The sequence below is a fragment of the Eisenbergiella tayi genome, assembly GCF_001881565.1.
GTDB lineage: Bacteria > Bacillota > Clostridia > Lachnospirales > Lachnospiraceae > Eisenbergiella > Eisenbergiella tayi.
Genome location: NZ_MPDJ01000002.1, coordinates 605,893 through 626,516 on the forward strand (window position 1 = coordinate 605,893; position 20,624 = coordinate 626,516).

General features: G+C 48.3%; 20 protein-coding genes and 1 pseudogene. 6 read left to right on the forward strand and 15 right to left on the reverse strand.

Annotated features, from left to right (window positions below; all coding sequences use genetic code 11):
• Positions 1-68 precede the first annotated feature (68 nt).
• The gene (locus tag BLA28_RS11155) at positions 69-1,013 is read left to right on the forward strand and encodes a LysR family transcriptional regulator (RefSeq protein ID WP_071699172.1); all 945 of its coding nucleotides are present in this window, start codon (positions 69-71) and stop codon (positions 1,011-1,013) included.
• A gap of 253 nt (positions 1,014-1,266) precedes the next feature.
• Here BLA28_RS11155 and BLA28_RS11160 read toward each other — a convergent pair whose 3' ends face one another.
• From BLA28_RS11160 to BLA28_RS11185, 6 genes are all read right to left on the reverse strand, one after another.
• Positions 1,267-1,947 carry a YjjG family noncanonical pyrimidine nucleotidase gene (locus tag BLA28_RS11160; protein ID WP_071699173.1) on the reverse strand — a complete coding sequence of 227 codons (681 nt, stop codon included), beginning with the start codon at positions 1,945-1,947 and terminating at the stop codon, positions 1,267-1,269.
• Between the two features lie 148 nt (positions 1,948-2,095).
• Positions 2,096-2,818: a DUF5131 family protein gene (locus tag BLA28_RS11165; RefSeq protein ID WP_044970707.1), complete on the reverse strand. Its 723-nt coding sequence runs from the start codon at positions 2,816-2,818 to the stop codon at positions 2,096-2,098.
• A 215-nt stretch (positions 2,819-3,033) separates the two neighbouring features.
• On the reverse strand, positions 3,034-4,500 hold the full coding sequence (locus BLA28_RS11170) for an alpha-L-fucosidase (protein WP_071699206.1): 1,467 nt from the start codon (positions 4,498-4,500) through the stop codon (positions 3,034-3,036).
• 41 nt (positions 4,501-4,541) lie between these two features.
• Positions 4,542-4,982 (reverse strand): RbsD/FucU family protein, encoded by a 441-nt coding sequence (locus BLA28_RS11175; protein WP_009253761.1) that lies wholly within the window; start codon positions 4,980-4,982, stop codon positions 4,542-4,544.
• 1 nt (position 4,983) lies between these two features.
• A complete protein-coding gene (locus BLA28_RS11180; RefSeq protein ID WP_071699174.1) occupies positions 4,984-6,006 on the reverse strand; it encodes an aldo/keto reductase in 1,023 nt (340 codons plus the stop codon).
• 65 nt (positions 6,007-6,071) lie between these two features.
• Positions 6,072-7,124: a zinc-dependent alcohol dehydrogenase family protein gene (locus BLA28_RS11185; protein WP_009253763.1), complete on the reverse strand. Its 1,053-nt coding sequence runs from the start codon at positions 7,122-7,124 to the stop codon at positions 6,072-6,074.
• Between the two features lie 289 nt (positions 7,125-7,413).
• Here BLA28_RS11185 and BLA28_RS11190 point away from each other — a divergent pair, with 289 nt between their 5' ends.
• Positions 7,414-8,313, forward strand: a complete 900-nt coding sequence (locus BLA28_RS11190; protein ID WP_071699175.1) for an AraC family transcriptional regulator — start codon at positions 7,414-7,416, stop codon at positions 8,311-8,313.
• A 9-nt stretch (positions 8,314-8,322) separates the two neighbouring features.
• On the opposite strand, the gene BLA28_RS11195 is transcribed toward BLA28_RS11190, so the two are convergent.
• Both BLA28_RS11195 and BLA28_RS11200 read right to left on the reverse strand, forming a co-directional pair.
• Positions 8,323-9,594, reverse strand: a complete 1,272-nt coding sequence (locus BLA28_RS11195) for an MFS transporter (protein ID WP_242955445.1) — start codon at positions 9,592-9,594, stop codon at positions 8,323-8,325.
• A 14-nt stretch (positions 9,595-9,608) separates the two neighbouring features.
• On the reverse strand, positions 9,609-10,379 hold the full coding sequence (locus BLA28_RS11200) for an SDR family NAD(P)-dependent oxidoreductase (protein ID WP_069411078.1): 771 nt from the start codon (positions 10,377-10,379) through the stop codon (positions 9,609-9,611).
• 180 nt (positions 10,380-10,559) lie between these two features.
• On the opposite strand from BLA28_RS11200, the gene BLA28_RS11205 reads away from it, so the two are divergent.
• The 3 genes from BLA28_RS11205 (at position 10,560) to BLA28_RS11210 (ending at position 12,185) form a co-directional block, all read left to right on the forward strand.
• A complete protein-coding gene (locus BLA28_RS11205; protein ID WP_069156714.1) occupies positions 10,560-11,417 on the forward strand; it encodes a LysR family transcriptional regulator in 858 nt (285 codons plus the stop codon).
• An 85-nt stretch (positions 11,418-11,502) separates the two neighbouring features.
• Entirely contained in the window at positions 11,503-11,739 is a 237-nt protein-coding gene (locus BLA28_RS33120) for a hypothetical protein (protein ID WP_081365615.1), read from the forward strand.
• A 23-nt stretch (positions 11,740-11,762) separates the two neighbouring features.
• Complete coding sequence (locus BLA28_RS11210; RefSeq protein WP_242955448.1) at positions 11,763-12,185, forward strand: HAD family hydrolase; 423 nt, start codon at positions 11,763-11,765, stop codon at positions 12,183-12,185.
• Positions 12,186-12,308: 123 nt separating this feature from the next.
• On the opposite strand, the gene BLA28_RS11215 is transcribed toward BLA28_RS11210, so the two are convergent.
• From BLA28_RS11215 to BLA28_RS11250, 7 genes are all read right to left on the reverse strand, one after another.
• The gene (locus tag BLA28_RS11215) at positions 12,309-13,319 is read right to left on the reverse strand and encodes a phosphotransferase enzyme family protein (RefSeq protein ID WP_071699177.1); all 1,011 of its coding nucleotides are present in this window, start codon (positions 13,317-13,319) and stop codon (positions 12,309-12,311) included.
• 101 nt (positions 13,320-13,420) lie between these two features.
• Entirely contained in the window at positions 13,421-13,672 is a 252-nt protein-coding gene (locus tag BLA28_RS11220; RefSeq protein ID WP_242880575.1) for a hypothetical protein, read from the reverse strand.
• Positions 13,673-13,692: 20 nt separating this feature from the next.
• A complete protein-coding gene (locus tag BLA28_RS11225; protein ID WP_069156716.1) occupies positions 13,693-16,014 on the reverse strand; it encodes a family 20 glycosylhydrolase in 2,322 nt (773 codons plus the stop codon).
• 346 nt (positions 16,015-16,360) lie between these two features.
• A complete protein-coding gene (locus BLA28_RS11235; RefSeq protein ID WP_071699178.1) occupies positions 16,361-16,888 on the reverse strand; it encodes a cob(I)yrinic acid a,c-diamide adenosyltransferase in 528 nt (175 codons plus the stop codon).
• Positions 16,881-17,633: a hypothetical protein gene (locus BLA28_RS11240; RefSeq protein WP_069156719.1), complete on the reverse strand. Its 753-nt coding sequence runs from the start codon at positions 17,631-17,633 to the stop codon at positions 16,881-16,883. Before BLA28_RS11240 ends, BLA28_RS11235 begins: the two co-directional genes overlap by 8 nt.
• Positions 17,634-17,652: 19 nt before the next feature.
• Positions 17,653-19,536, reverse strand: a complete 1,884-nt coding sequence (locus BLA28_RS11245) for a heavy metal translocating P-type ATPase (protein ID WP_207650793.1) — start codon at positions 19,534-19,536, stop codon at positions 17,653-17,655.
• Positions 19,533-19,910, reverse strand: coding sequence for an ArsR/SmtB family transcription factor (locus BLA28_RS11250; RefSeq protein ID WP_009253778.1), 378 nt, complete (start codon positions 19,908-19,910; stop codon positions 19,533-19,535). The genes BLA28_RS11245 and BLA28_RS11250 overlap by 4 nt, the downstream gene beginning before the upstream one ends.
• Before the next feature lie 401 nt (positions 19,911-20,311).
• On the opposite strand from BLA28_RS11250, the pseudogene BLA28_RS34160 reads away from it, so the two are divergent.
• Positions 20,312-20,624, forward strand: a pseudogene (locus BLA28_RS34160) (hypothetical protein); the annotation flags it as partial.

Here is a 20,624-nt window from a genome sequence, read left to right on the forward strand (position 1 = left end):
GCGGCGATAACGCGGACGGCAGATGGCAGGAATTCACGAAGCGCCCCCCCCCAGAGAGGCCACCCCCCATGGATTTAAAACAACTAACCTATTTTGTCACCGTAATAAAAGAAGGCACCATCTCCGGCGCCGCCAGAAAACTGAACCTCTCCCAGCCACCGCTGAGTACCCAGATGAAGCTCCTGGAAGAAGAATTCGGCTGCGTACTATTCGAAAGAGGATCCCGGAAAATACAGCTTACGGAAGCCGGACAGCTTCTCTATGAAAGAGCTGTCACCATGCTGGAACTGTCTGAAGTAACCAAAAAAGAACTTCTGGATTACCGCAACGGGCTGACCGGCGCGCTCCGACTGGGAGTTGTATCCTCTGTGGGCTGCAGCCTGCTCCCCGAATGGGTGTCCGCCTTCCACAGCGAATTCCCGGCGATCCGTTTCGAATTATATGAAGCGAATACCTATCAGCTGCTGGAACAGCTTCGCTCCAACCTGATCGAGCTGGCTATCGTCCGCACCCCATTTCACGGGGAAGAATTCGCCTGCACCACACTCCGCCACGAGCCCATGCTTGCCGTGGGAACCGAAGCCTGTTTTTCCGATGTCCGCGGCAGCGCCGGTTCCAACCTTCCCGACAGCGCCAATATCTCCGGCATCCTCCTCCGCGATACCATATCCCTGCAAGCCTTAAGCCGCCTTCCGCTGATAATCTACCGCAGATGGGAAGCCCCTCTGCGTGAGGCCTTCGCCAGGGAAGGGCTTTCTCCCTCCTGCTTCTGCATGAATGATGATGCCAGAACCTCTGTCTATTGGGCGGACGCCGGCCTTGGCGTGGGGATTGTGCCCGCCTCCTCCCGGCCGCTACTGCGCAATCCGCAGACAAAAGTATATGAAATAGGCGACAGCGGACTCTATACCAGCATTTCCGTTGTCCACAACAAAAATGCATATTTGTCCACTATCGCCAGAAGGTTTTTAACACATTTGGTAACTGTTCAGCCCTCCCCTCCGCCAGCCTAGAACGCGTCCCTGGATCCCGCCGCCCTTTGCCCTGCCGCATCCCCGGCCATAAAGAGGTCCTTAGAGGGGACGCTTCCGCTCGGATAACCACGCAACGGTACTAAGGCTGCCAAAACGCAGCCTAAGGACCGGCGTGTTTATAACGCCCCTTACAGGATCCTCTTTATGGCCGGGGATGCGGCAGGGCAAAGGGCGGCGGGATCCAGGGACGCGTTCTAGGCTGGCGGAGGGGAGGGCTGAACAGTTACCAAATTTACAGAAATTGCAGTAACTCCTTAAGACTTTTTATTTCCTTATCAATCCGAAGCTCCAAAGAACGTTCCTTTCCCGACGGATTAAACCAGCAGCAGGCAACCCCCGCGTTGTTGCCTCCCTGGATATCTGAGGTAAGGGAATCCCCGATAATCATGGCTTTTTCTTTTTCAAAGCCGTCAATATGGGCGAAGCAATAATCAAAAAATTCTATCTGAGGTTTCTGATATCCCACCGCCTCAGACACAAAAATATCCTTCATAAAACCTTCTATGCCCGAAAGCTTTAATCTGCTGCGCTGGGTTGCTTCCACCCCGTTGGTGACCACATAAAGGTCATATTTTTTATACAGGTATTCCAGCACCTCCCAGGCATCCTCCATTAATTCATGTCCTTCACCCAGAAGAAGCTGGTACTCCTTTTCAAAAGCCGCTCCATCCCCTTCAACTCCCATACTTTCAAACAGTCTGCCAAACCGTGTGAAAAGCAGGGTCTGCTTGTCTATTTCTCCCCGTTCAAAGGCTTCCCACAGACCATGATTAATCCGGGAATAAAGCTTATAGGTGTTTTCGTCGGCCTCATAGCCGTTATTTTCCATGGCCCGGAAGAAAGCAGAGCGTTCAGCCGCCCCGAAATCCAGAAAGGTTCCGTCCATATCCAGCAGTAATGTTGTGTATTCCATATCTTTTCTCCTGTCCTGTTCCCCTGTAATCCAACATAAATGAAGTACGCATCCTGAAGTATGAATCGCAGATTCTATTATACAATTTATGTGAATTACTTGGAAGAACTATTTTACGGAACAGAGAATACCCGGCAATATCATCCTGTCAAAACAGCCTTTTGCCATTTAATATATTAATACCCAGCTCTTTCGCCATACCGGTCTGCTTATACGGATTTATTTTCTGCACCGCGCCGTCATATTTAAAGAGAGAACCTGTATTCTTGAACCAGAAGGTAACATCTGCCTTTACGCACTGCTCACGGATATCCAGCACCCAGTCATAATCGCATTCCCGGGCATCCCGCCCCGTTTCCCCTCCGACGGTAACATGCTCCACTCCGTCAAGATAGGGCGTTAAATCTATCGCTTCCAAAAGCGGCGCGCAGGCAATAAACCGACGCTTTATCGGATAGGATAAAAACAAAGGAAGCCTTTCATCGGCTTTTGCCTGGTTTTCCACGGTGCATCCGATATTCACATTGTCATATCCCCCGCCCCAGTCCTCCGGAAGTGATACAAGGAAACGGTCTATCCTCTTTGTCAGGATCAAAAAATCGATATCCGTCCTTTCCCTGATCATAGCCCAGACTTCTTTCCGCCATTCGTCCGCTTCGGGCAGAAAAAAGTCAGTCGCAAAGCAGGTAGCCAGTATTTTGTTTCCTTTAATGTTGTATTCGCCCTTCGCATTCCTTCTTATCGGCCAGTCGAATTTATCCGTTTTCTCAACGTTGTTTTGTCCATAGCGTTTCGCATGCGGCCCGTAAAAATAACAATTTGTACAGCCGTCACTTATTTTATAACAGCCTGTCCATGGCTCCCAGTTCATAAGCATTCTCCTCTTTTTTCGGATGTTTTCATTTCACAGAGACTATTATATTATATATCTCCATTTCACTATTGTAAAAATCCGACATGGTTCACAATTTTCCTTATGCTCATTTCAGGCTTATTTTTCCTGATTACTAAGGTTCGAAAATACAGAAAAACGGCATAGCCGAAGCTACGCCGTTTTCTGTATTTCCTGATAACATGTTCCTTTGCTTAATCCAGCACAATCCGGAATACCACCGGCTTATCGCTTTTTACACCGTCCACCTTCACATGGAAGCCTGCTTCATCTCTGGTACAGCAGCATTCCCCGTCAAAGCCCAGCACTTCCGTCTTTTTAATAATCCCGTGGAAATTAGGCTTCTTGGATGCGTCCTGCTCTCCCAGCGCAGGGAAGGTATACTCTCCGTTTTCACTGCATTTCATGACAATGGCATACAGATTGCCGCCGTTCATGGTATAGCGGATATCATCGGAGGTAAATTCCTTCTTGATTCCGTCGGAGAACTGGCCTTCCACCACCTGGGTGGGGCCTTCCCCGTATTTTCTCCATACATGGGAGCCGTAAATCGCTTCTCCGTTAACCTTAAGCCACTCACCAATTTCCAGAAGGATCGCTTCATCCTCTTCGGGAATGGTGCCGTCGGCTTTCGGTCCGATATTCAGCAGAAGATTTCCGTTCTTGCTCACAATGTCCACCAGGTCACAGATGATGTCCGAGGCAGGCCTGTATGTGTTGTTTTCCGTATAGCACCAGGAATTCAGGGCAACCGCCGTATCCGTCTGCCAATAATAAGGCTTCACATCCGCGAACTGTCCTCTTTCAATATCCACAACAGCGGTACCGAACATGAAGGCGTCATGCTTGTAATTGATAAGTACCTGCTCGCCCCATTCTTCCGCCCGGTTATAATAATAAGCTGCCAGCTTTTTCAGATAAGGCTTGAAGGAATTGTGCTGAATCCACCAGTCAAAATAAAGCAGACGGGGACGGTAGCGGTCAATGATCTCACAGGTTCTTACCAGCCAGTCCTGCAAATATTCTTCCGTAGGCTCCGGTTTGCTGTAAATATCATGATGATCCGCCTCCGGCATGGAGGGCCAGTAAAGGTCGCCGCGAACCAGAGGTTCTTTCACATCGCTATCAAATTCTTTTCCGTGTCCCAGGAAAAACCAGTGTTCCGCCCGGTGGGAGGAAGCGCCGTTTACGATCCCTCTTTTGGCAAATTCTTCGCACAGTTCGCCCAGCGTATCCCTCTTCGGGCCATGCTCCCAGGCATTCCAGTGGGAGATTTCACTCCGGTACATCTGAAAGCCGTCATGATGCTCGGCAACCGGCACCACATATTTTGCCCCTGCTTTTTCAAACAGATCCGCCCACCTGGCGGCATCGAATTTTTCCGCCTTGAACATGGGAATAAAATCCTTATAGCCGAAGTCCTTATGGGGCCCATAGGTTTTCACATGATGTTCAAACTCCGGGGAATCCTGGATATACATGTTTCTCGGATACCATTCGCTGCCAAAGGCGGGAACGCTGTAAGCGCCCCAGTGGATAAAAATCCCGAATTTTCCCTCCCGGAACCAGCCGGGAAGGGGATGGGCGCTGAGGGAATCCCAGTTATCCTTGTATTTTCCTTCAGCAATAACCTTATCTATCTGCTCCAGATAATCTTTCATCTTCCGTTCCTCCGTCATCCGGGTGTTATCAGCCTGAGCCATCAGTCCGTCACCACACCCTTCTGCAGCATCACATTGGCATAAAGAGCCGTTTCTCCGGTTGCAATAATGGCATACGCCTTCTTCGCTTCTTCATAAAAAGCAAAACGTTCGATATGGCCGATGGCCTCTTTTCCCCGGGACTCATATTTCTTCTCAATCTCTTCATAAGTATCCCAGATAGGCGTTTCCACATCATCCCCGGGCATAACCTCCATAAGGCTGAAGGGCTTTTCCACGTAGGAATCCAGAGGGAATACCTGAAGGACGGCATCCAGGATTTCCGGTACGCCGTGCCCGTCCATACGGATTACAATCGCATCCTTTCCCATGGATTCTGCGGGGAAATTCCCGTCCGCAATCACAATGCGGTCGCTGTGTCCCATTTCACATAATACCTTCAGAAGCTGTGGAGATAAAATTTTCGGTACTCCTTTTAACATATCACTTTCCTCCGCCTGTTATTTCACCGTCTAAGTCCCACAGATCTTCCCAGCCCTTGGCTCCCGGCCAGAGGAATACCTGTCCTTTTATCAGCCTGCAGTTCTTATCCGCCTTCCGGATGGTTTCCATCTCTTCCTCTGTGAGAGGATCCTCGGTAATACATTTTAAATTGCTCACAAACTGCGGTTCTTTAACGGAAAAGGGAATCGGGATCTGTCCTCTCTGCGCCGCCCATTTCAGGCAGACAAGAGCTGGATGGATATTATGCTTTTCAGCAATCTCCACGATTTCCGGCATCTGGGTGTCCGCCACATCCTCCGCCGTCCTGTCTCTTTCCGGGCGGGAAGGGGAGCCTATCGGGCAGTAACCGATGGGCTGGATTCCCTGGGAAACCGCATAGTCAAATAATTCCGGCTGCTGGAATCCGGGATGGAGCTCCATTTCCAATGCTGCCGGCTTGATTTTGCACAAAGGCAATACGGCCTTCAGCTTGGGCACCGTCATATTGGACATACCGATATATCTGACCAGTCCTTCCTCCACCAGCTGTTCACACTGTCTCCAGACAGACATGAATTCTTCCGCTGAAAAAGGTCTGGAATCCGGGTTGCGGGAATCTCCGTCACATCCCGGCGCATGGTAATTAGGAAAAGGCCAGTGCACAAAGTAAAGATCAATATAGGAAAGCTGCAGATCCTGAAGGCTTTTCCTGCAGGATTCCAGCACCTGTCCATCGCCATGCATGTCATTCCATACCTTGGAGGTGACAAAAAGCTCCTTACGCTCCACAATGCCTTCCTCCAGCACACGTTTTAACACCTCGCCGATGCGATCCTCATTCTGGTACACAGCCGCGCAGTCTATCAGGCGGTAGCCCGCCTTTATGCTGCCATATACCGCCTCAGATACCTGTTCCGGGCCATATTTATCGGAACCGAAGGTTCCCAGCCCCACCGCAGGGATGGTCTCTCCCGTATAGAGAGCCCTGCGGGGGATTTTATTCTGTTCAATAACTTCCGACATTTTTCCTCCTGTCGTAACTGTCAGCTGTCCTCACAGTTACTTCCTGTTTTCGTTATCTGTGAATCTCAGTCAAATACCACTGCTACCTTACCGCAGTTTCCTCCGGCCATCAGCGCATAAGCCTCTCCCGCTTTTTCAATCGGGAATTCATCGGTAATCAGATCTTCCGGATGGATGCCCCAGCGTACCAGACGTTCCACCAGTTCTTCCATTCTCCACAGAGAGGTTACCCAGGAACCGTAAATGGTCTTCTGTCCATGAATGATATCAGGGCTGGGTGTGAAGCTGCAGGTTCCGCCCTCACCAACAAACGCGATCTTGCCCCATTCCCTTGTAGCACGGATGGCAAGCTGTCTTCCCGGATCACTGGCGCTGGCGTCAATGGATCTTTCCACACCGTTTCCGTTTGTCACCTTCATGATGCCTTCCATGGCTTCATCCGGTTTGAACACATAATCTACAAGTCCAAGCTCTTTGGCAAGGCCGATACGGTAATCATTCATTTCCACGCCGATGAGCATATTCGCTCCCATGGCTTTGGCAAGCATAAGGGCTGCCAGTCCCACCGGTCCCAGGCCCGTTACCAGTACCGCATCATTTCCGCAGACACCGATTTTTTCAATCGCTTCATAAACCGTACCGAAGCCGCAGGCAACCTGTGCCCCATCTTTATAGGTCAGCTCGTCGGGCAGCGCGATTAAGTCCTTTTCCTCCGCGAGGATATAAGGAGCCATTCCGCCGTTTCTCTGCCAGCCGTAAGCCTGACGGAAGCGGCTCTTGCAGGATATGTAATAGCCTCTCCGACAGTCATTGCAGACACCGCAGCCGGAAATATGGTAAACAATGACCCTGTCCCCTTTTTTGAAACGTCTCAGGCCCTCGCCCTCTTCCACAATCACACCGCAGGGTTCATGGCCTGCCACCATACCGGGGATATAGCCTTCCGGCCCTTTTCCCACATGTTCCCTGTAAATACAGCGGATATCGCTGCCGCAGATGGTGGTCGCCTTCGTCTGAATCAGCACCTGTCCGTGTCCGGGCTTGGGGATCTCCATATCTTTCATTTCCACCGTGCTGTTGCCGGGCAGCGTCGCCCCTCTCATTCTCATTTTTTCCATTGTCGTACCCCTTTCCTTATTAAAAATAATTTTTAATTTCGACTGATAGCTCTATTATAAAAGCTTCCGTAAAAAAGTATTAGAGAAGGAATTGACAACTTTCAATAATATATGTCGCATCAGCGAAGGTTTTTTCATTATTCAGCAAACCCGTCCCACTCTTTTGCCCGCCGCAGCCCATTCGGCTTCAAATCCCCGGAAGCCTTGACTTACGGGCGGGGACGCGCTACAGTAAGGATAAAAGACCATGGCTTCTCAAACGTACCGCTTTTCAGAAAGGATCCGAACTATGCGCACAAACTTCAGTGATCTGGATATCCGTTTTACCATCGGCGACACCCGGTTCCAGGCCCTCAATATCATATATGAAAAATTTTTACGCACCGTTCCCAGCCACAGCCACGGCAGCGGAAGCTATGAAATCCATTATGTTCCCAATGGCTATGGCCGCGCCCGCATCAACGGACGTTTTTATGATATCCTTCCCGGCACGCTTTACGTGACCGGCCCCCACGTGGAGCATGCCCAGACTCCTCACCTGGAGGACCCCATGTGCGAGTACTGTATCTATCTGAAGGCGGAGAAAAGACGCCGTTCCCAGCCCGTAACCGGTTCGGAGGCCGACGGCTCCGGGCAGATTCTCGCCCTTCTGGAAAAAACTCCCTTTTGGTTTGGCCAGGATACCCATAATGTTTCCCCTCTGGTAGAGGATCTGTTCACGGAACTGGAAAACCGTTATACCGGATATCAGCTTCAGGTGGAATCCCTCCTGAGGCAGATCCTCATCCGTCTGGTCCGTAATTTTGAAGAAAAAAAGGGATCCGGAGCACCCTCCGGATCCTTAATCACCACAGATAAGACTGCGGTGATTATAGAAGATTATTTTCTGTATGAATACCAGAACCTGTCTCTGGAGGAGCTCGCCGTCAAGCTGGGGCTGGGAACCAGGCAGACGGAACGGCTTCTGCAGAAGCATTACGGCAAAACCTTTCTCCAGAAAAAAACGGAGGCCCGTATGTCCGCCGCAGCCATCCTGCTGACGGACAGCAGCCGGAGCATTACCTCCGTAGCCGAAGCCCTGGGTTATTCCTCTATCGAGCATTTTTCTTCCGCGTTTAAAAATTACTATCAGGTCAGCCCCAGACAATACCGGAAGGAAGGGGCTTACCACAGCTTTCCGCTGTCGTAAGCCTCCTTTTCATTTGACATATTCTCTGCTCTTTTGATAGCTGTACAGCAGGGAAACAGTCATCAGGACAGCCAGTATCCCCATCACTATCCATGCAGGATAATAGGAGCCGGTCATATCGTAAAAAAGACCGATTACCGGAACGCCTATGGCATAGCCTCCATTAACCAGCATCGTAGTCACCCCGAAAATCTCCGGATAATTTTTCGTTCCGAAGGTACGGCTGGCTATGATGGACGGGCTCACCGTACTTAAGCATGCTCCGAATCCGAAGAAAACTGCCATTAAATACAGTACCGGCGGATGCTGTATGACAAGAAGGGAGAGCATGGAAAGAAGGAATACCGCTCCTCCGAAAAGGATGCCCGCACGAACGCCGAATCTGTCAAAAATATATCCCAGAATCATTTTCCCCGGTACGGCAATCAACAGATACAGGGAGGAAATGGACGCTGCCTTTTCCATGGTATAGCCCGCATCCACGACTGCCGACGGGATATGTATGATAACCGCCGATGTAAAGGCGATCAAAGCGATGCCGAATACATAAGCCCAGAACACCGGCAGAGAACGAAGCTCCTTCAAGCTGGCATTCCATTCTTTTTCCATGCGTTTTCCTGCGTTTTGTCTTTCCCTTTCTGTTTTCAGGGTGTCATCCATCTCTTCCCCGTAAGGCTTCAAGCCCTTTTCCACAGGAGTCCGGCGTATTACCAGAACCACGGCAGGAACCAGGATACACAGAATCAGAAGGGCCAGAAAACGGTAAGTATAACGCCATCCGTGCTCCACAATCATAGTTCCCATAAGCCTGCTCAGAACCGTTCCTCCGATACCGGAGCCAGCCATGGCAATGCTGACGATAAACCCTCTCTTTTTCCGGAACCAGTTAGTCAGCACAATATTAACGGGAAGCATGGCCGCACTTGTAGTGAAAAGCCCCTGAATAAAAGAAATGATGTAAAACTGAGGCAGTGTGGAGGCAAAGGACATCCCTGTAAATACCGCCGTTACTCCCAGCAGGCTGCCTACCCAGACCGCATGCATATGCTTTTTTGCCATAATTTTTCCAAAAAAGGGGGCCACCGCCATTCCTACCAGGGAAGCGATTGTTTTCGTTATGGTAAAAGCGCTCCGCGCGAAGCCGAACTCCTCCGTGATGGGTGTCACAAAAAGACTGGCGCAGCTCACCACCGGCGCATAACATAACGCCATTACCAGAACACTCACAGCAAGTATATACCAGCCGTAAAAAAGCTTTTTCTGTTCATTCACGATTTTCACCGACCTCTTTTCCCTTAAATGATGGTATATCCGCCGTCAACCAGAATATGCTGAGATGTCACATAGCTGGATGCATCACTGGAAAGAAACAGAATGGTGCCGTTCAGTTCTCCCTGCCGTCCCGGCCGGGAAGCGGGATTTGTCTTACGATAGGATTCCAGATACTCTTCATTTTTGAACAGCGTATTTGCAGTCATTTCCGACTCAAATAATCCCGGGCCCACGGAATTAATGGTGATGTTGTCCTTCATGTAGGTTGCCGCCATCCCCATTGTCAGGCCTCTTACCGCCGCCTTGGATGCATTGTAGGAATGTCTTGCCAGCGTCTTGGATGCCATGACCGCATTGACGGAGGCCACGTTGACAATTTTTCCGTACTGACGGCTGCGCATGCCGGGGATCACATATTTGCACATGAGATACATCCCTTTTACGTTAATATCCATTACCTTATCCCAGTCTTCCGCCGAGGTGTCCTCTACCGAGCCCTTGATGGCCACTCCCGCATTATTCAGGAGAATATCAATTTTTCCATAATGCGTAAGAACCTGCTCCACCGCATTCTTTACACTCTCCTCCACCGTCACATCACAGGCGGCGGCAAAAGCGGTTCCGCCCGCTGCCGTAATTTCCTCCGCCAGCTCGTCCAGCCTTTCTTTTCTTCTTGCAAGCAGAGCCACTTGCGCGCCGTATTCCGCATAAGCTCTTGCCGCATCCGCCCCCAGGCCGCTTGATGCTCCTGCAACTACTGCAACCTTTCCCTTCAGATCGAATAAGTCTTTCATTTGTAATACCTCCATACCTCTTTTAATTTCCGTTTATAACCAGTGCCATTATACCATTGTGTCCATCTGACGAGTCACAGCAATAACAGCCTTTACATACAACAAAGTGTTGTGGTAGCATAATAATAAAAGACAGTAATTATCTCAGCCAGACAAAGGCCCGGGAAGGGAATCATCAGAATGGAAATCAGAAAACTGGAATGTTTTTTAAAGGTATGTGAAACCGGAAGCATATCCGGCGCAAGCGAGCAGCTCTATATCAGCCAGCAGGGCATCAGCCGGATTATCAGCAGTCTGGAAAAAGAACTGGGAACGGTTCTTTTTATCCGCAGCCGCCAGGGAGTTTCCCTGACCGCAGACGGACTGATTCTGAAAAAATATGCATCCTCCATCTGCCGGAGCAGTAACGCTTTGTTCCGGGAACTGGCTTCTCCCCATGAACAGCAGATCACACTGGCGGTTACACCGGGCATTCTTTTTATGTACTGGGATTTTCTGCATGAACTGGAGAAGGATTCCGTAAAGCTTACGGAGCTTTATGACTACCAGTGCGACAATGCCGTGAAAACCGGCCTGGCTCAGATGAGCATCGGTGTCGCACCTGTGAATGAAAAACTATTTGATTCCATGCCTCTGGCACGGCATCCCCTGTATGTCATCTGCCGGGAGGAGCATCCGCTGGCATCAAAAGCTGCTCTTACTTTTGAGGATTTGGCAGATGTCCATCTGATTATCCATGGCAGGCGTTATAAGGGAAACCGGGAAATCATGAAAACCCTGAAACAGAAAAAACTGGACGATATCCGGATCAGTGAAACGGATAATGCGGTAAATATGTATAAACGGTGCCAGGATACGGACTGCGCTGCCATAACTGTTTTATTTCCCAACTCTTCTTTTTCACGGTTCCATTGTATAGCTATTCCGCTGGAAGAGGAACTGTTTTGGGAACCATGTCTGATATATCCAAAAGGGAAAACTCTTACGGAAAAAGAGATAGATGTGAAGAAGGAAATTCTTGAAAATATGAGGATTTGACCAAGACTTTTGCATGACGGTATTTATGTTTCGTGTATATAAGGAACAATATAAAATGAAGTCATAATTCACGGAGGGATTGACAGTGAAAATTATCACCTTTGATTTAGGCGGAACGCTCATGGAATATGCTGGAATGCCTGCATCCTGGACGGATTACTATAAACAGGGGTTTGAAGCAATTAACAGCTACTATAATTATAAGGTATCTGAAGATTATATAAAACAATCCGTGGAAATATTAAAATCATTTAATCCCAGACTTCATTATAGAATAGAGAAGAAGAGTTTTCACCAAACTACATATTTTCGAAAGCATTAGAGCATTGGGGTAAAAATATTCCGATCAGGGATTGTGTATATCAATTCTATACCGGTCTCAAATTGAAGGCCGAGATATATCCGGATACTATCCCATCTCTTATAAAATTGAAAAACAACGGCTATCTTATTACTACATTGACAGACCTGCCGACTGCAATGCCTGACGAATTATTTAAAAGAGATATCTCAATATTATTGCCCTATTTTGATTTATATGTTTCTTCTCTCAGCTGTGGTTTTCGAAAGCCAAATTGCCGCGGACTGCAGATGATTGCGGAATATTTTAATGTACCAATCACTGAACTTGTTTTTGTTGGAGATGAGGACAAGGACAGAGAAACGGCTATTCATGCAGATTGTCAATTCATCCAAATAAATCGTAAAAACAGAACTAGTGAAACTATCTTTAATTTGACAGAGCTTATAGAAAAGTTGATAGATTAGAACAGATATATTATCTTTAAAGTATTTCAGACGTTCAAGCCGTCTGAGATACTTTTCTTTTATGTCGAAATAACAATAAAATAAAATCACTATACTGTACCAGTTGTTACACATACAGAGACTTTATTTATTCCTAAATAGTGAATAGTCTGCCATGCAGCCTGTAAATAAAACATGATTTTCTATGCTGCGCACCCGTTCCTTTTGTATATCCTCACTAAACGTATTTCCGGGTTCTTCGCAATCGCAGCCCAGGCTGAATAAGGCTATTTTGCAGGCCAACATGAATAACGGGATTTTAGATAACCAGAAATCACTCATTGGATTGACCGACAGATAACCTTTGAGAAAATGCTCAATTATATCGTTTGTAAAATCATTTCCCGCTTCATCACTCCGCCCCAGCCATAACGCAAGATACAATGCATTTCCGATATCGAATGCATACCATGAATACATACAGCCATCAAAATCAATTAAATGAATATGCTCACCATCAATCAAAAAATTACCCGGATGCAGATCATTATGTATCAGTCCATAGCTGTCTTTGTCTTTTGGAAGAGTCTCTATCTCCTTCAGCAAATTTTCGGCAATTTTATTCACTGCCGGGAAATCTTTTATATTCTCGCTTATCATACTTCGTATGGAAAACTCATGACGTTTCTCCATACCATCCCCAGGAGTATAGTCTCTTGTAAAAAGGTGCATATTGCCCACAGTTTTACCCCAATTATAAAACACACTTTTATTCCACAGCTTCGGATCGTTTTTGTCCCATCGCAGACCATCCATCCTACGAGAAGCGGAGATAAAGCAGGTTTCACCATTTTCTTCTGCCGAAAAAGCAAGCTCACCCCTTTCGGTCTTCAGTGGTGAGGGCACGGTTACGCCTTTTTGAGCCAAATACAAAAGCCAATCCATCTCAGCCTTCGTCTGTCCGATACTGTCGGCAGGATTTTTTATAATTCGCAGCATATATTGTTTTTTATTTTTATCAAACGTATACATTTGTTTATCTTTCTCACGTCCATATGTGATAAAACGGCACGATGCTCTGTCAAAACCATAACTGTCAGCGGCCGCTCCGAGCAAATAGTCTGAAATCATATTTTGTTTCTCCTGAGTTATCATCTATCTGGTTTCTGATGATGCTGTAAAAACTATCCTGTTTATATTGGTATCTCCGCGTCATTTCAAAATTATCACTGTTAGCCTAATAAATTTATACCCACTTAATCTTTCCATTGATATGCGGAAATATATACGCTCCTATATAATTTCAGGATTGGTAAGTCATCGTAGATATAAAACATCAAAGGACGTTTCAGCAATTTATCCGGTAAGTCCTCATCAAACTCCAATACAAAACACTTCGTTAAATCGTCAGCAGTGGTTTTGTTATCAATAGCAATAATCAGCGAGTCTTCATCCAATATCGCTTTTTCATCCGTATCTGAAAATGAAATTTCTAATTTTTTCATCATTATTCCCTCTAAGCTCCTCTTCACCAAAGCTTTTCCGAAAGCAAAGGCAGCGGTTCCATAAAGCGCTCCAACATCCCTTCCTCCGTTATCCCCGCGTCCAGACTGCCAATCGTATCATTCCACAGGCAATAGATTGCTCCTGCCATCCGTCCGGAATAAACCGGCAGCACCTCAGCCTGTGTACCTGTGCTGAACCGGTTGGGTTCCCACTGCCGCAGAGCTTCCTTATCCAGCCGGTCGTAACCGCCTCCCGGAATGATATAAAGGCTGCTGTTAAGGGAATTTATAATGGAAAAGCCGGCCTCATACATGTCTTCCGGATCCGCCCATTCGGTGCTCCAGATCTGCATCTGCACCTTATCCGAAGTCACCAGCGTTTTCCCGTCTACCCGGCTCAGGCTTCCCCAAAGACGCACCGAACGTCCGCTCTCCTGAACCATGGTGATCATCTCATTGGCAAACCGGCGGAAATCCTCCCCGCTGCCATAATATTCATCCAGGCCGATATGAACGACGCCTTCTTCGGGAAAAACAGGATCTTCTCCTTCCAGGTATTCCTTCCAGATATTCTGTACCAGCTCCAAAGTCCCTTTTTTGCTCAAATCCAGATGATCTACATTATCGGGTTCATCGGCCAGAGCATATTCCGGAAACACTCGTGTAATGGCAAGGCTGTGGGCGGGTGTGTCAATTTCGGGTACCACCTGTACTCCCTTTTCCTCTGCCCAGCGGGTAAATTCCTTCCATTCTTCCTTTGTCAGCGCACCATCCTGTGAAGTAATCCCTTCCCCCTTCTTGTTCCTTGTTTCCGATTCCAGCCGGAAACCAGCGTAAGCGGTGAAGGCATTTGCTATACTGTCATTTTTCCCGCTGGTGGAAAGGATTTCGTTATCATTCAGATGGATCCCCAGATTGTTCATTTTATTCTCACTCATATACAGAACTATCTGTTTCAGGGTATCCATGGACACCATTTTTCTGCCGATATCTATGGCAAACCCCCGCACTGCATAGCGCGGATAATCACGAATCAGACCGCATGGTATTCCGCCATCCCCCTCTTCCGCCTTCTCCAACAGCTGTATCAGCGTCCCGGCACCCCAAATCAGCCCTCGCTGCTTTTCCGCCTTCAGCCGGATGTTTTCTCCGCTGATATCACAAAAATAACCTTCCTCCTTCAGCCCAAGGGAACTGTCCGCAAAGCCCAGATAGATATCTCCCTTTGTCAGGGAATCCTCCGTCCCGGTTACCACCTCCGCTTCATAGCCGGTCAGGCTCTTCCAGGCACCTTTCAAATTTTCAGCCGCCCCCAGCAGCTCCTCTTCCCTTCCGGTCTGCAGAACCAGACGCACCGTACCTTCCGGTACAAAACAGCCACTCTTCCCTTTCCACTCAGAAAGGCCCGGAGTAACCTCCGGACATGAATTGACCACTTCTTCCCTGTCCGTCTCTTCCTCCCCGGTTTCATCCGCCCTGCCCTCCTGTGTATCCATAACCGGCTGTTCCGTCTCCCATATCCGTTCATCCGGAGGCACCGTCACTGTATACGCCGGAGAATCCTCATATTTCCCGTCCCGTGACACCCGATACCCCACCGCAACATCTTTTTCCTCCAAAGTGGGATACACCGTTCCGTCCTCTCCGATAATTTCCTCATAATCCGCTCCGATAAAGCTGATCTCATAGCCCTCCGGAACCACAGGCAGAGGAAGATAACGGCTTCCGTCCTCCTTAACCTGAATTTCCGGCACCTCCAGACAATAAACCAGAGGCACCTCTTCATAAAGCTCCATCTCAAGCAACGATACGTTCTGATAATATAGATACTGATTTTCCTCCGCAGTGGAAACAGCCGTTGTCCGGATCCGGAAAAACCTGCCATTCACCACTTTATCCAGTACAATACTCTGTGCATTAGCCTCCTGTTCCCCTTCCCAATCCGCTGCCTGCACCCAGTTTTCTCCATCCTCCGAAGCTTCCAGAACAAACCCTTCCACATTCAGCCTCTCCCAATAAAGCCTGACAAAAGAAACACTTCTCTCCTCCGGAAATTCCACCATCAGCCAATGCTCCGGCTGTCCTGCTTCGTTGGCGCTGGACCACCTGCTTGCCCTATCTCTCCTGTTCCCATCCACCGCAAGAGAGGCGCCGAATTTTTCATTTTCCACACTGTCCGCCGTCACCTTCACCCCCGGCAGCCGGGCCAGATTCTCCCGATAAAATCCCCGGGACGCATCCTCTTGCGTTTCTTTAATCAAATCATCCCCCCGCAGCCCAAAAACCGCCAGCAACAGCAAGACTGCCAGCAGAACCACACCCCCTATTTTAAAAGTTTTCCTCATACCATTTTCCCTTTTCTTTTTTTATCTCTTATTTCTCTCTTCCATAACCTACACTGCCGGATAAAAAGCTGCCGTACCTCGTCCTTCCATCTGTGTCCCTCTGTCCGTTAGGGATTCCGTCCGGGAGGAACGGTCCCGGAAACAGATCCATTCTGTACCATGGAGAGGAGACCGGGCATATGGGACAGCCTCACCTGTCCCATATGCCGCCCTCGGGCTCATCGGAATGTCCGGTACAGCCCGGATCTGCTTCCGGGACCGTTCCTCCCGGACGGAATCCCTCACGGACAGGGCCACAGACGGAAGGTCGAGGTACGGCAGCTTTTTATCCGGCCCACCGCCCACCTCAGAACTCCACTCCCTTTCGTGCGGGAATCCCCTTCTCAAACGGATGCCTTATGCACCGCATCTCCGTAATATAATCAGCGGCGTCCACAATAAAATCCGCCGCATCCCTGCCTGTACAGACAAGCTCCAGCTCCTCCGGCTTTTCCTTCAGAAAATCCTTCAGCTTGTCCACATCCAGCAGTCCCCAATTCACAGGATAAGTCACTTCATCCAGAATAAGCAGCTCCGCTTCCCCTGCGGACGCCTGTCTTACCGCTTCGTCCAGCATGCGGTTATGAATCTTGGTAAGGGCTTCCTTATCCTCCTGTGACATAGACGAAAAAAAGCCGAAATCCTTTTCACTGCGCAGGATACGGATTGCCGGTATATACGCGATGCTGTGCAGTTCCCCGGTATCCCGGCCTTTCATAAACTGCAGGATAAGCACTTTTTTCCCGGCTCCTGCCGCCCGCAGGGCAAGCCCCATGGCGGCTGTCGTTTTTCCTTTTCCTTCCCCGGTATATAAATGTATCAGCCCTTTATTCATCTTTTTTCCCTCTCACGCTTTCCTTTTCGGCTGTATTCCTGTGAAATATACGCTGATAACCATAAGGCAGAGGTACGCCTGACATATCCGGCCACATCGGTTCCCGGTGGTGATCTTTTTCCATATTTACGGCTGCTCCTTTTCCCGCTCCCAGCTGTCTGTTCGGACAATCCATGCGGGCGCAGGAAGCGCAAATACCGGCGCATATTTCATCCTTATTTCTTGTAAGCATGGCAAGATAGGCCACGCTTTTTTTCGGAGACAGCACATAACATTGGTTATAATGAACCTCTTCCTGACTGACATTCCGGAATATTTTCTCCATGGACTCAAGGGGAAGCTCTCCTCCGGGGAAAAGCATTTTCTTCACCCATAATCCATATTTTTCCCGGATTTTCTTGTTCATATCCTCATAGGCCTGCAGCAAAAGCTCCGTGCAGATACATTCCGCCATAAAACTCTCGGTAAGCATTCCGCGGGATGTATCCTTCTCCTGAAGGCGGTCGGGCCAGCCGCCAAGGCTCACAATGACCTGACAGCCGTTTTCTTCCGTCTCTTCTTCCGCTTCCGGAAACTCCTGCCGGAAGGGACCATACACATACATCCCCACCGGCTGCAGCCGTTCCATTATTTCCCCATAAACCTGAGAAAACAGCAAGAAGTCGGCATCCTCATAGTGATACCGACTCATTGCTGTCTTTAATTCATCATCTGATAAGCTGATTTCCAGCTGTATTTTTTCCATATGGGTCTTCCTGTTTTATTCAGTCAATCCCCTTCACCCGCAGAGCGCGCATAGCATTCAGTATGGCAAGCACGGCCACGCCCACATCGGCAAATACGGCCAGCCACATATTGGCCATGCCTATGGCTGCCAATATCAGAACCAGGATTTTTACTCCCAGGGCGAAGACAATATTCTGTTTCACAATGCCCAGTGTCTTTCGGGATATTTTCATGGCTGTGGCAATCCTGGAAGGTTCATCGGTCATGATGACCACGTCCGCCGCTTCAATTGCCGCGTCGCTCCCCAGGCCTCCCATGGCGATTCCGATATCCGCTCTTGCGAGAACCGGCGCGTCATTGATACCGTCCCCTACAAATACCAGCTTACCCTTAGGCGATTTGGACTGAATGAGCTTTTCCACCTCATCCACCTTATCCCCGGGCAGAAGTCCGGAATGCACTTCCGTCAGGCCGATTTGGGACGCCACATATTCCGCTGTTTCCCTGCGGTCGCCGGTAAGCATGACAATCCGCTTCACCCCTTCCGCTTTCAGCCCGCTGATACAGGCCGCCGCATCGTCCTTCACTTCATCCGCTATAAGTATATATCCCAGATACTGGTTATCTCTGGCTACATGCACAATTGTACCAATCTGAGCGGCATGAGTAAAGCTTATTTTCTGCTGCTGCATTAATTTTTCATTGCCGGCATAAATATCGGCTCCGTCAATCACCGCATGAACGCCGTGTCCGGCCAACTCCTGCGTGCTTTCCAGCCTGCTCTTATCCAGTTCTTTTCCGTATTCCTTCTGTATGGAAAGGGAAATGGGGTGGTTGGAATAGCTTTCCGCATAGGCGGTGATTTCCAGTAATTCCTCTTTGGAGATCACTTCCCGGGACTCTTCCATGGCTGGCTGCACTTCTTTTACCTTAAAGGTTCCCTTTGTCAGAGTACCTGTTTTATCCATGACTACAATTTCCGTTTCGGCAAGGGCTTCCAGGTAATTGCTTCCTTTTATCAACACACCCGCCTTACTGGCTCCGCCAAGACCTCCGAAAAAGCTTAAGGGCACGCTGATAACCACAGCGCACGGACAGGAAACCACCAGGAAGGTCAGTCCTCTGTAAATCCAGTCCGACCAGCCGCCCAGAAACAGAGGCGGGATGATGGCAAGCGCCGCAGCGCATATAACCACGATCGGAGTATAGTATCTGGCAAATTTCGTGATAAAGTTCTCTGCCTCCGCCTTTTTGCTGCTGGCATTTTCCACCAGATCAAGTATTTTGGAAACAGTGGATTCCCCGAAGGGTTTGGAAACCTCCACCTCCAAGACTCCCGTAAGGTTGATACAGCCGCTGATTACCTCTTCTCCGCAAAGTACCTCTCTGGGTACGCTTTCCCCGGTGAGCGCCATGGTATCCAGGCTGGAATTGCCTTTTACAATAACGCCGTCAAGAGGGATCCTCTCACCAGGCTTCACAACAATGAGCTCACCAACCGCCACTTCATCCGGATCCACTTCCTCTTCCACACCGTTTCTGCGTACATTGGCGAAATCAGGCCGGATATCCATCAATTCCGTAATATTTTTCCTGGAACGGTTGACCGCATAGGTCTGGAACAGTTCGCCCACCTGATAAAAAAGCATTACCGTAACCGCCTCTTTATAATCTCCTACAAAAAAAGCTCCCACGGTAGCGATGGTCATCAGGAAATTCTCGTCAAACACCTGCCCCTTTCCGATATTCGAAACCGCTCTCTTTACCACATCACCTCCGATTATCACATAGGAAACCAGGAATGCGGCAAGCAGTACGTACCAGGGCAGGCCCGGCGCCAGATTTTCAAGCAATACCGCCGCCGCAAAACAAGCGGCACCGATAAGAATACGCTGCATTCTTTTCTTTATCTTCCTTGTCATCTCACTTCATCCTCCTGAATATGATCAAGTCCCTGACTCAAAATAGTAGTAATATGTCCGTCTGCAAGAGAATAAAAAATTGTTTTTCCTTCCCGTCTGCTCTTCACCAGATCCATCTGCTTTAATACCCGCAGCTGATGGGAAATGGCCGACTGCGTCATGTTCAGTATCTGCGCCAGATCACAGACGCACATCTCCGAACAAAGCAGTACGTACAATATCTTAATCCTGGTAGTATCTCCGAAAATCTTAAAAAAATCGGCCAGATCATCCAGGTCGTCTTCAGCCGGCATTCTGTCATTTACTTTTTCCACGATATCCTCATGTACATGGATATATTCACAGCTTTCGGCGTGTTCGTGACTTCTCTTCATAGAAAGAACCCTCCATTTCTGTTATTCTTATTTTTTCATTCAAACATATGAACAACCATTCATATGTTTAATGCTATTATATGCAGACTCCGGAAAAAATGCAAGTACTTTTTATTATTATTTTCTTTCAGCAGTCAAAAAGGGGGACAATTCGGAACAATTCGGGAGGAACAATTCGGAAGTCAATTTGTAGTTGCAATATAGATAATAACATGTTAAAGTAAATGCAAGCATAATTTTCTATGAATCCGGGCTTATACGCCATCTACTTTCTATATTCTATTCAGAAACTCTATGCTTACAATCCATTTTAAACAGGCAGGAGCTGCTGAACGGAAGGTGATTATGCCCTTATTCTTTCAGATGGCTTCCCTGCGCACAATTGCAGAAAGGAGCAGTCTATGGAAGCAAAGCATTCCATGGAAGCGAAGAATTTCATGGAAGAAAAGCAATCCATAGAAAAAACGCAGTCTATGGAAGAAAAAGAACTTCATGTGGTAAAAAAACACAAGGATACGGTTTTCCGTATGCTGTATAATGACAGGGAGAAACTCCTGGAATTATACAACGCTCTTAACGGAACTGTTTATGAAGACACCGGCGATCTGGAAATCTGTACGCTGGAAAACGCAATCTATATGGGATTTAAGAATGATGTATCATTCTTGTTTGATTCGGAAATGTGTTTATATGAGCATCAGTCTTCCTTTAACC

Bases quoted from the DNA above. Each gene is read 5' to 3' on its own strand.
- BLA28_RS11250 (WP_009253778.1), bottom strand. From the start codon at position 19,910: ATGAAGAGAAGTCACGAACACGCCGAAAGCTGTGAATATATCCATGTA.
- BLA28_RS11165 (WP_044970707.1), bottom strand. From the start codon at position 2,818: ATGAACTGGGAGCCATGGACAGGCTGTTATAAAATAAGTGACGGCTGT.
- BLA28_RS11225 (WP_069156716.1), bottom strand. From the start codon at position 16,014: ATGAGGAAAACTTTTAAAATAGGGGGTGTGGTTCTGCTGGCAGTCTTG.
- BLA28_RS11245 (WP_207650793.1), bottom strand. From the start codon at position 19,536: ATGACAAGGAAGATAAAGAAAAGAATGCAGCGTATTCTTATCGGTGCC.
- BLA28_RS11235 (WP_071699178.1), bottom strand. From the start codon at position 16,888: ATGAATAAAGGGCTGATACATTTATATACCGGGGAAGGAAAAGGAAAA.
- BLA28_RS11170 (WP_071699206.1), bottom strand. From the start codon at position 4,500: ATGAAAGATTATCTGGAGCAGATAGATAAGGTTATTGCTGAAGGAAAA.
- BLA28_RS11175 (WP_009253761.1), bottom strand. From the start codon at position 4,982: ATGTTAAAAGGAGTACCGAAAATTTTATCTCCACAGCTTCTGAAGGTA.
- BLA28_RS11185 (WP_009253763.1), bottom strand. From the start codon at position 7,124: ATGGAAAAAATGAGAATGAGAGGGGCGACGCTGCCCGGCAACAGCACG.
- BLA28_RS11155 (WP_071699172.1), top strand. From the start codon at position 69: ATGGATTTAAAACAACTAACCTATTTTGTCACCGTAATAAAAGAAGGC.
- BLA28_RS11190 (WP_071699175.1), top strand. From the start codon at position 7,414: ATGCGCACAAACTTCAGTGATCTGGATATCCGTTTTACCATCGGCGAC.
- BLA28_RS11240 (WP_069156719.1), bottom strand. From the start codon at position 17,633: ATGGAAAAAATACAGCTGGAAATCAGCTTATCAGATGATGAATTAAAG.
- BLA28_RS11205 (WP_069156714.1), top strand. From the start codon at position 10,560: ATGGAAATCAGAAAACTGGAATGTTTTTTAAAGGTATGTGAAACCGGA.
- BLA28_RS11160 (WP_071699173.1), bottom strand. From the start codon at position 1,947: ATGGAATACACAACATTACTGCTGGATATGGACGGAACCTTTCTGGAT.
- BLA28_RS11220 (WP_242880575.1), bottom strand. From the start codon at position 13,672: ATGATGAAAAAATTAGAAATTTCATTTTCAGATACGGATGAAAAAGCG.
- BLA28_RS11200 (WP_069411078.1), bottom strand. From the start codon at position 10,379: ATGAAAGACTTATTCGATCTGAAGGGAAAGGTTGCAGTAGTTGCAGGA.
- BLA28_RS11215 (WP_071699177.1), bottom strand. From the start codon at position 13,319: ATGATAACTCAGGAGAAACAAAATATGATTTCAGACTATTTGCTCGGA.
- BLA28_RS11180 (WP_071699174.1), bottom strand. From the start codon at position 6,006: ATGTCGGAAGTTATTGAACAGAATAAAATCCCCCGCAGGGCTCTCTAT.